Genomic DNA, 13,189 nt, shown 5'->3' with positions numbered 1-13,189 from the left:
CGCGGGCGCTAGAACAACCACACCGACAATCCGCCGATCAACATTCCGAGGCCTGCACCCGCCAGCACGTCGCTCGGATAGTGCAGACCGAGCACGACGCGAGAGACGGCGACCGTGAGCGTGAACGGCACGAGCGCCAGTGCCATGCGCGGGTAATACGCCGCCATCACGATGCTGAACGACACCGCATGCAGCGTGTGGCCCGATGGAAAGCTGAACTGGTCGAGCACGCGCCCGCACAGGTGGATCTCTTCGCACGAGAGGTAGGGCCGAGGCCGGCACACGCCGCGCTTGAGCAGGATGTAGATGACCAGCGAGAGCAGCCCCGTCAGGCCCATCTGCTTGGCGCATTCCCAGCCGGTGTCACCGCCCACCACGGGCAACGCCGCCATCAACGCATACCAAAGCATGCCGTCGCCAAGGCGACTGACACCACGATAGAAGCGCATGGCCGACGCATCGCCCGCCACGTGGTTGAGCGCCACGGCGAGTTGCCGATCGCGCTCGCGCCAGCGCTTCCAGTCAGGCCAGGCGTGGGTCGCCATGGTAGGCCTCCCCGCTGGTGGCAGCGTCGTGCACGGCGATGAGCGCGGCTTCAAAGCGCTCGAGCACGCGCGGCCAATCCAGCGCCTGCGCAGTCAACCGCGCCGCTTGGCCCAGGCGCTGCCGCAAGCCGGCATTGGTGGCGAGTGCGACGGCCGCCTGCGTGAACGACGCGGCATCGCCGACAGGCGCGAGCCAGCCGTTCTCGTGGCTGCGCACGTGCATGCCGGCCGCGGCAGTATCGAACGCCACCACGGGCAAGCCGCTGGCCATGGCCTCGACCACCACGTTGCCGAAGGTCTCGGTCACGCTTGGGAAGAGAAACACGTCCGCCGATGCATAGTGCGCGGCCAATGCCTCGCCGTGCTGCGTGCCTGCAAAGATGGCATCGGGGCAACGACGGCGCAGTGCGTTGCGTTGTGGACCGTCGCCCACCATGACGAGGCGGGCCTCGGGCACGCGCTCGCGCACGGCATCAAATGCATCCAGCGCGACACCCAGGTTCTTTTCCAACGCAAGACGCCCCACCGTGAGCACGACCGGTGTGTCGGCACTGGCGCCCCATTGCGCACGCAATGCGTGACTGCGGTCTTGCGGCGTGAACCTGTGTGCGTCCACGCCCCGCGTACTGACGGTCAGGCGCTCAAAATCGAGGTCGCTTAACTGCCGCTGCAGTTCGCGCGTGGGAACAAAGGTGCGATCGGTGCGATTGTGAAACGTGCGCAGATAGGCGCGCACCAGCGTTACGGCACCATCCCACGCGTAGTGGCGGCCGTACTCGTCAAAGCGCGTTCTGAAATCCGAAGTCACGGGCACGCCAAGTTGCCGCGCAGCCCGAATGGCCGACCAGCCCAGCGGCCCTTCCGTGGCGATATGCACAAGGTCGGGTCGATAGACGCCCCACGCGCGAAGCAGGCGCCGCCGTGCGGGCAAGCCCATGCGCAAATCCGGATACAGCGGAATTGGCACGCCAGGAACACGCAACGTGTCGTCCGCCAACGCTGGCTGGCCGGCGTCGATGGCGCCCTGGCGCGGGCGCACGACCATCACGTCATGCCCGCGCGCCTGCAAAAATCCCACGGTGCGCGCGGCAGTGAGCGACACGCCGTTGAGTTCCGGCGGCCAGGTTTCGGTCACATAGGCAATGCGCATAGGCCGATCAACCATTGTGCTCGTCGCGGCTGCGCGAAGGGCCGCCTGCCTGGCCCCGCTTGTCAGCAAGGTCGTCTGCGCTGCGGTTGGCGACTTGGCGATCGCTGTCGTTGCGGTTGGCCGCATGGCGTTCTCGCACGACGCGTTCTACGCCCGGGGTGTTGTGCAGATCGGTGTCGAGCTGGCCGCTTTCGATGTCGCGCGCGGCCTGCTCGACATCGCTGCGCGGGGCGGAACGTTGCTCTTCAAGTTGCTGGTCGCGCTCGTGCGGCAGCCGATCTTCCGAGCCCGACTGCGGCTTGCCTTGCTCGGGCTTGCCGAGCATCTTGTCGATGTTTTCAGCGTTTCGGCCCGCCCCTGGCGCACGCGGTGGTGTCGTACCTGCCGGCCGTTCGCTGCGCTGATGCGGGCCACGTAAGGTGGGGCGTAGTCGGTTCATGGCGCCCTCCTGCGGACGTGATCTGATTGCCTTGCGCACCGCAACCGACGTGCCCACAGCGCACGCATACCACGTGCAATCGACAAGACCCGCACCACTACTGCACAACAACGCGACGTCAACGATACAACCTGCCGATGCATGCGCTGGCGTCGCGGCGTGATCGTTGCGTAAGCGTTACATGCACGCTTGTAACGCTTGCTGCGCAAGGTGACGCTTGTGCAATCAGCGGAGAAGCCGCACGCGCTCCGAGCGACGTGTCGGGCGGCCGCGCAGTCGGTCCAGCAACCGCTGCGACACGCCGGCGGGCGCATCGGTGGTGCCGAGCAGCGTACCGAGCGGACGCAGCCGATCGACGTGATCACATACCACCTTGATCATCGCCGTGATCGACGTCCCCAGCAGCAACCCCCATAGGCCCCACAGCCAGCCCCACAGCAGCAGGCCGATGTAGACCACGCACGGATCGAGCTTGGACGCCCGGCTCTGCAGCCACGTCACGAGCAGCGTGCCGACCAGCGTGGCCAGCAGCAGCGTGACGCCTGCCACGACAAGCGCATCTGACCACGCGCCCATCTGCAGGTATGCGCCAATGCCGCTGGCCACGGCAATCACCACCGAACCGAGATACGGCACGAAATGGAGCACGGCGGTCGCGAGCCCCCAGACCGCCGCGTCTTCCATACCGAGCAGCACAAAGGCCACGGTGGTCAGTACCCCCAGCACGATGTTGGTGGCAAACAGCACCAGTAGCGAATACTGGATCTGTGTGCCGATGACCGCCATCATGCGTACCGCGCGCTTTTTCTCGCTCAGCGTGTTGCCCACCGCGCGCACCCATTTGCGCTTGAGCGCCTGGCCAGACGCAAGCAAGAAGTAGACGAGAAACGAGACCACGACGAGTTGGCCCGCCAGCGCGAAGAGGTTGGCTGAGCCCGTCCACAGGAACTCGCGCAAAGGCAGGACGGGCTGTGCGGCCGCCTGATCAGCAGGAGCAGCAGCTGCAGGCGAGCGCTTGGCAGGCACCGGTGCCGGCTTGCCCTGCACGCCTTCGGCGGCGTGCTCGAGCGCGACGGTCACCTCGCGCATCTTGTCGAATGCGCCGCCCATGTGCCCGCGCATACCATCGACGGCTTCTGCCATGCGCTCCGCGGCCAACGGCAGCCGGGCCGCCATGGCAGAGACGCCGTCTTGCATTCCGAAAACCAGCACTGCACCGGCAATCCACAGACCGAGCACCACGATGGCCGCTGCAATGGGGCGCGGCACATAGCAACGCCGCAACCACACGACCACCGGGTTCAGCGCAAACGCGAGCACCACGCCAAGGGTGAACGGCACCAGAAACGCCCGTGCCCATTGCAGAAATACCAGGGTGCCACCAATGGCCACCAGCACCATCGCCACGCGCCAAGCCGGCTGCCGCAGCCCGTCGAGAAGGCTGCCGTGCAAGGGTTCCGGCTGCGGGGGAGGCGGTGTGAGTTCAGCTGGCATGGCAGAGAAAGTGGTTCACCGTTCTCTGCGCAAAAGTTGTGCCTTGGTGCGCCTATGAAGGCGTGGAAGCAGGCATGGCAAGCATGCGCAACGTGCGCACCAAATCGTACGGCGACACGGGCTTGATCAGGTGTTCCTGAAAACCCGTGGCCAACGCCTGCGCACGATCGTGCGGTTGTGCAAATGCAGTCAGCGCAATGGCGGCCATCGGCGCAGTACCTGCCGGCAGATGCTCGTGTTCCCACGCTCGAATTCTCTGCAGGATCGCGTAGCCGTCTTCATCGGGCAGCGCGATGTCGCACACCACCGCCTGCGGGCGGCCTGCTTCGCCCCGCGCGCTCCAGGCGTCGAGCAGCGCCATCGTTTCGTGGCCGGAGCCCACGCTGCCGACTTCCGCACCGACTTGCGTGAGCAGTGTGGCCAGCGCGTCGCGGGCATCGTGCTGATCGTCGACCAGCAGCACGCGCAGGCCCGCCAGTGAGGGCAATGGCCCGGTGCGATCGGGGTCGTCAGCCAGCGGCGTGATCAGATCGGCGCCAGCATGCAGCGGCAGATATACGGTGAAGGTGGTGCCTTGCTGTTCACCCTCACTGCGCGCATAAACGCGTCCGCCATGCAGTTCGGTCAGGCGCTTGACCAACGCCAGACCCAGTCCGAGGCCGCCCGTGCGCCGCGTGTGCGCGCCGTCAGCCTGGCGAAATGGATCAAACAGGTACGGCAGGAACGCCGGCGCAATCCCGCGGCCGTTATCGCGCACGACAATGCGCGCCACCTCGCCCAGCAGATCGGCTGACAGCCAGACCTCGCCACCTTCCTGCGTGAACTTGATGGCGTTGGTCAGCAGGTTCCACACAATCTGCTCGACCCGATCGGCATCGCCGTCAATCTCGTGATCGTTCAGTTCGATGGTGGTGTGCAGGGTGATATGGCGTTCGGCTGCCAGCGTGTGCACGCTGTTGAGCGCGCTCTCCAGCGCCGCGCGCAGCACGAATGGCTCGCGTGTCAGGCGCAGCTTGCCGCTCATCACGCGCGTGGCGTCCAGCAGGTCTTCGATCAAGCGCACCTGCTGCTCGACGCCGGTCTTGATACCGGCGAGCGCGCGCTGCATGAGCGGCGCACCGCCTGCGATCTGGCTCTCCAGCACATACGCCCAGTTCTGGATGCCATTGAGCGGCGAGCGCAGTTCGTGCGACACCACCGCCAGGAACTGATCCCGCGCCAGCGCTGCGGCCTCCGCTTGTGCACGCGCGGCTTGTTCACGCAACAACAAGGCATCCCGCTCGCGCTCGGCCTCGGTACGTTCGGTCACGTCGTAAATGATGAGCAGCGCCGATTCCATCGCACCATTCCGGTCGGCTTCCGGAATGACACGCGCGTTGTAGTGCGCAATGCGCGGGCGTCCGTCCCGCACGTCCAGATGCAATGCAAGCGTCTGTTCAGCGCCCAAGGCGAAGGCGCGGCGCGCGGCGTCCTCCAGCGGGCACGTGACCTCGGCGGAAAGGGGCGATGCAGCCAGCGTCTTTCCGATCAGCCCGGCAGGCGTCACACCAAAGGCTTCGGTGACGGCGCGGTTGACATACACGCAGCGCAGTTCGCGATCGAGCCGCGCAATCACGTCGGGCGCGTTCTCGACCAGCGTGACGAACTCGCGCTGATGGCGAAAGCGCTCGTGCTCGGCCTCCTTGCGCTCGGTGATGTCTTCCACCACGCAAACGAGCGCCTGCACGCTGCCGTCCGGACCATGCTGCGGCGAATACGCGGCATGCACGAAGCGGCGGCCAACATCGGCCGGGTACGACAGCTCCATTTCGAATTCGACGCGCTGCCCAGCGAATGCATCGCTCAGGTATGGCAGGACGCGCGCATATGCCGCCTCGCCCATCAGTTCGCGCAGATGGCGCCCCAGCACGTCTTCGTGCCGAGCGCCAAAGCGCTCTGCATAGGCGCGGTTGGCAAAGCGCACGCGGTGCTCGGGGTCGATCTGCACAAGCGGAAACGGCACGCTTTCGGTCAGCCATTGCAGCTGGAATTCCGACTCGGCGAGCACCGCCAAGGTCTGCTGGCCCTGCGTCACGTCTTCGACCACGCCGACGGCATGAGCGGATGCACCGTCGAGGCTTGGCATGAGGTAGCCGCGTTCCCGAACGCGGTATTCGCGCGTTTGCCCGTCGTCGGGACCGAGCCAGCGGTATTCGAGGACGAACTCCTGCCCCCGCGCCAAGCCCTCCCAGGCGGCACGCAGGGCGATATGGTCATCCGGATGCACATGGACGAGCCAGCGGTCGCGGATACCGCACAACGAATCGGGTTGCACGCCCCACGTCTGCGCCCCGGCGCTCACGTGCAGACGCGTACCCGTCAACGGATCGTCTACCCAGAACACATCAACCTGCTTCCTGGCGGCCAGTGCAGCACGCGTCTCGCGCGCTGCGCGCACGGGTGCCGACCAGCCCGTTACGGATTCACTCATTGCGCCCTTCGTTAGCAGTTTTCATTCCCGACAGGCGCCGCCCAAAAAAATGCGGTGCCGCAGCACCGCATCATAGGGCGTGGAACGACGTTACTGCGAGGGCAATTCAGAGGCCGTCTGCGAAGCGCCGTTAGCCTGAGCCACCAGCACACGAATCGCGTTCGGGGTAACCGCGCCAACACCCCCTGCCGGCAGCGTGGTGATCAGCCAGTCGGCGTTGTTGGCCAGGCTGAACGGCTGCGAGGTGAAGATGATGTTTTTCGTTCCCGCCGTCGCCACGCGCACCTGGTACGTGCCGCCATCGACGTAGATCGAATCCTGCGTGCTGGCCGGCGCAGCGCCGCCATACGCGGCACCGCTCATCGTCGGCGCAATGGCGGAAAGATCCACATTCGGCGCGGTCACGTACACGTCCACATTGGGGGCGTTGTACGAAGCGTTGAAGGTGCGCACGCGCGCCTTGTCCGACAGGATCGACTTGTTGTACGGATCATCGATCAGTGCCAGGCTCGTCGCCGAACCGTTGGCGGCCACGATGGCCAGCGCCGTATAGCGGTGGCCGTTTGCGGGCGTGAAGCCGGTCGAGGCCAGCGGCGTGCTGCTGCCCGTGTTCGACACCGTGCCCGTGCTGGCCGTCGCGTCGATGCCGAAATAGTTGCTGACGTTCTTGAAGCCGACATTGGTGATCTTCGTGGTGCCGTTCACCCCAAAGTCAACGTTGCCGATAAACGGGTTGGCGTGCACCGTGCGGTATTGCGGCGAACTGGTGCCGATGATCTGCCCGATGTCGTCGTCACCGCCGCCGCATCCGGCAAGCACGCCCAACGAACCCAGCGCCAGCACGGCGACGATCTTCCTGATCTGTATCTTCATCTTGCACCTCGGAGGGAGAGTCCTTTCATGAATCGGGCCGCATACATCGCACGCCCATGTCCGTTGTTGTCAACTTGTGGAGCCGAAGATAAACGCGCACATTCCGCGCGCCTATCGAACCGGTTCCGATCGTTTTGTCGGATGCGTCCGACATACGAAGCGACGTTCCCGCATTGAGCACGGCGCGTGCCCATCGCAGTTGAATGACCACTCCAATCAGGTCTCGCGGCCTGGGCGTGAATGCGGATCGCTATACTTGCGCGATCTGTTTTGTCTTCGTGCCTCACACACGCTTCGCATGCTCGAACCGCGCCCGGCTGATGCCGTGCCCCTTCCCGATAACGCCGCTTCCCAGGCCGATCTGCAGGCTTTCGCGCAAGAGCGCGAACGCGTGCAGGCGTGGCTCGCTGCGCGCGCTTCTGGCGCCCGTGCGGTGAGTGCTTCCACGCTCTCGCAGTACCGCGTAGAAGCGGAGCGCGTGTGCTGGTACGCGCGCACATTCGGTAAGCCGATCGCAAGCTGGCAGCGCGACGACGCGTCGGCCTATTTGCGTTTTTTGCAAGAACCGCCTGCATGGGCGATCAGTTCGCGCGGCATCGAACGCGACGATGCCAACTGGACGCCGCTGCGCGGCCCGCTCTCGGCACGTTCCACTCGGCAGAGCAGCGTCATCGCGGCGAATCTCTGCGGCTGGCTGCAGCGCACGGGTTATCTGCGCGCGAATCCATTTCTCGATGACGATGCGATCGTCATTACCGTGCCGGCGCCAAGCGCGCCTGCACCCAAATCCGTCGGGGCATCCGAATCGGACTCGGCACTGAGCGCATCCGACATGGCATTGATGATCGATGCCGTGCGTGCGCGTGTCGCCTTGGGCCGTGAAGCGCGCTTGCGCCAAGCGCGCGATCACTTCCTCGCCGTGCTGCTCACACAGGCGGGGATACGTGTATCGGAGCTGGTGTCCGCCCGCATGGGCGACGTGGCGCTGCACGCCGTGCCGACCGGCCACGCGACATCCGACGCACTCTTGCCCGCGTCGGTCTGGCTGCTGGCGATCGGCACAGGCCGCTCGCAGCGCTGGCTGCCATGCGATGCGTTGATGTCTGCGCTGCGCGAGTACCGCACAGTCTTTGGCCTGTCGCCGCTGCCGTTGCCGAATGAAGCTACGCCGCTGCTGCTGTCGGTGCGCAAGCGATCGCCACGACGCGCAGACGGCACCATCATCGACTCCCCCGCCCTGCGCCGCGACTTCGGCGAGCGCAAGGGCATCGCCTCGCGTTCGCAACTGCTGCTCATCGTCAAGGCCATGCTCGGTGAAGCGGCTGAGTACGCTCGTGGCCTGGGCCACGCCGACGCGGCAGTACGCCTGGCGAATGCCTCGTTGCGCGGCGTGCGCGGGGCTCACTTGCGCGAGCGGCTTGCCGCTGGCGAAGCCGCCGCCGACATCGCCCATGCGCTCGGTCTTACCGCCCTGCCGAGTGCTTCCGTGCGTGCGCGCGAAGCCGATCTGGCCGCCAGCATTGCTGACGCTGCGCGCAAACTGGCCCTGCCGTCCGCCTGACAGTCCTCCACACATCGCGCAGAAACGGGTACGCACCGCCTGCGCAGATGCCGTATTCACGCATTGTCGAAATCAATTGTCGGTGCGATTTGCGCGACAGTTGTCGCTTACCTCGTCCGCAGAATTGGGTACGCTTCGCCGCCAAATTGTCGACGGCGGCACGCAGAAACGGGTACGCTCGGCCCCGAAATTGCACGCAGAAACGGGTACGCTTTGACTCAAATGCTCCAATAAAAACGCGGACCCGAGAGTCCGCGCTCATTGTGTGTTGCTTGAAGACCCTGGCGCTCAGTGCCCGCCCGACAGATAGAAGAAGCGGAACAGGAACACCGCCGCGATGATCCACACGATGATCGGCACTTCGCGCATGCGGCCCGTGAACAGCTTCAGCCCCGAGTAAGTGATGAAGCCGAACGCGACGCCGTTGGCGATGGAATACGTGAACGGCATCATCAGCGCTGTCAGCACGGCCGGCACGGCTTCGGTGGTGTCTTCCCAGTTCAGATCCACCAGTTCGCGCAACATCAGGCACGACACATACAGCAGCGCGGGCGCCGTCGCGTAAGCCGGCACCACGCCAGCCAGCGGCGAGAAGAACAGGCATAGCAGGAACAGCACCGCCACCGTCAGCGCGGTCAGCCCTGTCCGGCCACCGGCCTGCACACCCGAAGCGCTTTCTATATAGGCGGTGGTCGACGACGTGCCCAGCAGGGAGCCCGCCATGATGGCCGTGCTGTCGGCCAGGAGCGCCTTGTTCAGGCGGTCCATCTTGCCCTGCTTGAGCAGGCCCGCGCGGTTGGCCACGCCCATCAGCGTGCCGGTCGCGTCAAACAGCTCCACCAGGAAGAACACCAGCACCACGTTCAGGATGCCGACCGATAGCGCACCCATGATGTCGAGTTGCATCAGCGTGGGCGCGAGCGACGGCGGCATCGACACCACACCGTGGAAGGTATTGCCGGCAAAGAAGAAGCTCGCTGCTGTCACGGCCAGAATGCCGATCAGGATGGCGCCCTTCACGCGCAGGTGGTCCAGCGCCACGATCACGAAGAAGCCGATCACTGCCAGGATGACCGAAGGTTGGTGCACATCGCCCAGCGTCACGAGCGTCGCCGGATTCCCGACGATCAGCCCCGCGCCCCGCAGCGACACGATGCCCAGGAACAGCCCGATACCCGCCGTGATCGCCACGCGAATCGAATGCGGAATCCCGTTGACGATCATCTCGCGGATGCGGAACACGCTCACGAGCAGGAACAGGCAGCCGGAAATGAACACCGCGCCCAGTGCCGCCTGCCACGTAAAGCCCATGCCCTTGACCACCGCGTACGCAAAGTAGGCGTTCAGGCCCATGCCCGGCGCCATCGCGATCGGGTAGTTCGCGTACATCCCCATGATGACGGTGCCGATTGCCGCGGCAATGCAGGTGGCAACAAACACCGCGTCGTGCGGCATGCCTGCGTCAGCCAGGATGTTCGGGTTGACGAAGATGATGTACGCCATGGTGAGGAACGTCGTCAGCCCGGCAAGCACTTCCGTGCGGACGTCGGTCTGGTGTTCCTCGAGCTTGAAGGTGCGCGCGAGCCAGGTCATTCAGGTTGTCTCCTCTTGTTGTGAAGTGTCATGGCTGGCCGACGCCGTCCTGCGCCTGGCTCCCCCGATGCACGCCCACCATGGGGCGAGGCTACTCTTAGCAAGATTCCGGCGCCCCAAGGCGGCGCGTACGAAATGCCGTTCATGCGAATCGAATGATGGAAAACGCGCCGGCCAAGTGCCAGCCCGGTGCGCGGGATGCGCATGATGCCCGAAACGCCGGACGTGTGCACATCGCCTGGCGAGCCCTATCGCCCAGGCAGCGCAGGACACGACTTCACCGACAAACCGTACCCGTTTCTGCGAAAGCCCGATGCTACGCGGCCTGCGTGGCGACGGGCGTACCCGTTTCTGCGCAGACAAGCGCAGAAACGGGTACGAATTTCCACGAATACAGAGGGCGTACTGACAGGTAAAGGCGTACCTGTTTCTGCGAGCCGTTGAAGTGCGACGCCGTACCCGTTTCTGCGCATGGTCGCGCCCAAGGGTCCCTCTAAAGCGAACCCGTTTCTGCGCAAGAAGCCCGGGGTGGGTTGTACCCATTTCTGCGCGGCCCTCCGCAGAAACGGGTACGCTCTATCTGCACCCCGCCTCGCCAAGCCCTTGGCCAATAAGGCTTTTTACCCGCAGAAACAGGTACGGCCGCTGGAACGTCATGCCGCGAGACATTGCCAAACGGTCTCCCCTCGTCCAGGTTTCAGCGATGAAAGTTCAGGATTCATCCGTCTTAGGCAGCAGGCTTGATGATCTGCAGCTATATGCCGTTTTCTAGCCGCCACGCAGAAACGGGTACGCGTGGGTCCTATGCAGACGGTGCGAAGCGTGCGCTCGCTTTCAGCGAACAGCCAACGGTAACAAGCACCAAGAAATCGCCGGAATCGGCATGCGCGCAGATTTGGGTACGCCAACATGTGCCGAAATCCCCTTGATCCACGCAGAAACAGGTACGCTTCGACGACAAACAGGCTGAGCCGGTCTAAAAAATCGTCAAATCGGCCGCAGAAACGGGTACGCGCATGCGAAAACGCACCGAACGGCCTCGCCCAACCCCGGTTTTCTGTGGATAACACTGTGGACAACATGATGTTGTCCCCGCAGATTCCGGTACGCCCAATGCGCAGAAGCGGGTACGGTTTCGCGCAGAAGCGGGTACGCCATCGCGCAGAATCTGGTTCGCGCGTTCGCAGAATCTGGTTCGGTTTACCCCTCTAAACCCAGCTCTGACAAGGCTTTACGGGCCGCGTATACGGTTTACCTGTAGTAAACGTAGAAGGTATATATAGCTTGTAGTGAGGAAAGGTCTTCCGTGGACAACCTTAACGGTTGCCCACCGATGCCCTTCCCGCGACAACGAGCGAAAATAAGAAAACGTACCCAATTCTGCGTGACAAGGCGAAGGCGTTTTAGTACAAAGGCTCTGAACAATTCTTGCCCACCATGGTCACCAAACGCCTTACACCCAATGGGAAACCGGCCGACGAGTCGCCCGGCCGCATCATCGTCCCCTCGGGAGGGCAAGTCATTGCCGCGCCGGAGAAGTTTCAGCGCCTGTTCGACGAAGCACAGGCGATGGAACGGGAAGACGCCTGGCAAAGCGGCGAGGTTGGCTTTCTCAGCCGCGCCAGCGTGCAGGTCACCCTCCCCTATCGCGCTCCAAAGGGGGCACCGCCAGTCTGGACGCGTTCCAGCGGCAACATTTCGCTGATGATCCAGCCGGGCTACTTCACGCAGCAGCGTTCTGAGCGGGCCAGCAATGGGCGGCAGCGCATCGTCTCCGAGACGGTCTCTTTCGGCTATCCCTATGGCTCGTATCCTCGGCTGATGCTGGCCTGGATCGGCAAGGAGATCATGGCCAAGAAGAAGCGCGGCGAATTCCAGGGCACGGTGGAAGACCGGCGCATTTCGCTGGGCAACTCGCTGTCCGAGTTCATGTACAACTTGGGCATCCCAATGGCCACCGGTGGTAAGCGGGGCACCATGACGCTGGTGCGCCAGCAGATGATCCGCCTGTTCTCTGCCACGATTGCCATCGTGCAGAACAAGTCGGCGCCCAGCAGCCAGAATCAGAACCAAGAACCACTATCGATCGATCGCATCGGTTACCTGCTGGCCGATCAATTGTCGACGTGGTGGGATCCAATGCAGCCGGGCCAGGGCTCGATGTTTGAGAGCTTCGTGGTGCTGTCCGAACCGTTCTTCAACGAACTCGTGAATCGCCCTGTGCCGGTGGATATGCGTGCGTTGAAGGCGCTCAAGCAATCGCCGTTTGCACTGGATGTGTATTCGTGGCTCACATACCGCTTCTTTACGATCCAGAAGCGTACGGAGATCCCTTGGGAAGCGCTGCAGATGCAATTCGGTACCGAGACCGAAAGCGAGCGGAAATTCCGTGCGTTGTTCCGCAAGGCGCTGAAGGACGTGCTGGTTGTCTATCCAGACGCGAAAGTCGATGCTGACTCGTCCAAGGCGCTGATTCTGCAGCCATCGCGTACCAGCGTGCGGAAGCTGGCCTGAAGCACGCAAAGCGTTGGACAAAAAGAAAGGGGAGCAGACGCTCCCCTTTTTCATCTCAGGCGATCAGCCTGAAATTTATTCCGGCTTGATCGCCGAGGCTTGCAGACCCTTCGGGCCTTGCTTCACCTCGAAGGTGACCTTCTGGCCGTCCTTCAGGGTCTTGAAGCCCGAACCCTGAATTTCGGAGAAGTGCGCGAACAGATCTGCGCCGCCGCCGTCCGGAGTGATGAAGCCGAAGCCTTTGGTTTCGTTAAACCATTTGACAGTACCCGTGGCCATGCAAAAATTCCTTTAAAAAACAAAAAACACGTCGTCCAGCCGATCCGGACATCGCACGAAGAACCGGCTGATTCCGAATCTTGCGTAGACAAAGTCTTCAGACGACTGTCCGAGCATCATAACCAGTTTGGGGCAGAGTGTCGATGGGCGGTATTTTCGCGAAATGTCGCTTTTATGCATCCCACTGGTAAACACCTACAAAGCCTGTAAATGCTGGGTTGAACGCAGAAAGTTATGCGCTAAAGGCCGCATTTACATCTCAATTTAGGTG

General features: G+C 63.5%; 10 protein-coding genes. 2 read left to right on the top strand and 8 right to left on the bottom strand.

Annotated features, from left to right (window positions below):
• Window positions 1-8: 8 nt before the first annotated feature.
• From ACU8YE_RS16450 to ACU8YE_RS16425, 6 genes are all read right to left on the bottom strand, one after another.
• Window positions 9-545, bottom strand: coding sequence for a phosphatase PAP2 family protein (locus ACU8YE_RS16450; RefSeq protein ID WP_260801105.1), 537 nt, complete (start codon window positions 543-545; stop codon window positions 9-11).
• Window positions 523-1,695: a glycosyltransferase family 4 protein gene (locus tag ACU8YE_RS16445; protein ID WP_446929202.1), complete on the bottom strand. Its 1,173-nt coding sequence runs from the start codon at window positions 1,693-1,695 to the stop codon at window positions 523-525. Before ACU8YE_RS16445 ends, ACU8YE_RS16450 begins: the two co-directional genes overlap by 23 nt.
• Window positions 1,696-1,702: 7 nt before the next feature.
• Complete coding sequence (locus ACU8YE_RS16440) at window positions 1,703-2,134, bottom strand: hypothetical protein (RefSeq protein ID WP_446929181.1); 432 nt, start codon at window positions 2,132-2,134, stop codon at window positions 1,703-1,705.
• Window positions 2,135-2,359: 225 nt separating this feature from the next.
• Window positions 2,360-3,586 carry an AI-2E family transporter gene (locus ACU8YE_RS16435; protein WP_232038821.1) on the bottom strand — a complete coding sequence of 409 codons (1,227 nt, stop codon included), beginning with the start codon at window positions 3,584-3,586 and terminating at the stop codon, window positions 2,360-2,362.
• A 94-nt stretch (window positions 3,587-3,680) separates the two neighbouring features.
• On the bottom strand, window positions 3,681-6,098 hold the full coding sequence (locus ACU8YE_RS16430; RefSeq protein ID WP_446929180.1) for a PAS domain-containing protein: 2,418 nt from the start codon (window positions 6,096-6,098) through the stop codon (window positions 3,681-3,683).
• 90 nt (window positions 6,099-6,188) lie between these two features.
• Window positions 6,189-6,971 (bottom strand): DUF4397 domain-containing protein, encoded by a 783-nt coding sequence (locus ACU8YE_RS16425; protein WP_260801110.1) that lies wholly within the window; start codon window positions 6,969-6,971, stop codon window positions 6,189-6,191.
• Window positions 6,972-7,269: 298 nt separating this feature from the next.
• Between ACU8YE_RS16425 and ACU8YE_RS16420 the strand changes: the two genes are divergently transcribed.
• A complete protein-coding gene (locus ACU8YE_RS16420) occupies window positions 7,270-8,532 on the top strand; it encodes an integrase (RefSeq protein ID WP_446929179.1) in 1,263 nt (420 codons plus the stop codon).
• Between the two features lie 288 nt (window positions 8,533-8,820).
• Here ACU8YE_RS16420 and ACU8YE_RS16415 read toward each other — a convergent pair whose 3' ends face one another.
• Window positions 8,821-10,125: an NCS2 family permease gene (locus ACU8YE_RS16415; RefSeq protein WP_316869273.1), complete on the bottom strand. Its 1,305-nt coding sequence runs from the start codon at window positions 10,123-10,125 to the stop codon at window positions 8,821-8,823.
• A 1,437-nt stretch (window positions 10,126-11,562) separates the two neighbouring features.
• Between ACU8YE_RS16415 and ACU8YE_RS16410 the strand changes: the two genes are divergently transcribed.
• Complete coding sequence (locus tag ACU8YE_RS16410) at window positions 11,563-12,639, top strand: replication protein RepA (RefSeq protein WP_045205615.1); 1,077 nt, start codon at window positions 11,563-11,565, stop codon at window positions 12,637-12,639.
• A gap of 75 nt (window positions 12,640-12,714) precedes the next feature.
• Here ACU8YE_RS16410 and ACU8YE_RS16405 read toward each other — a convergent pair whose 3' ends face one another.
• Complete coding sequence (locus tag ACU8YE_RS16405; RefSeq protein ID WP_004632415.1) at window positions 12,715-12,918, bottom strand: cold-shock protein; 204 nt, start codon at window positions 12,916-12,918, stop codon at window positions 12,715-12,717.
• Window positions 12,919-13,189: the final 271 nt, after the last annotated feature.

This window comes from Ralstonia sp. VS2407 (genome assembly GCF_052950655.1).
This window is presented reverse-complemented; position numbering and strand designations above follow the sequence as displayed.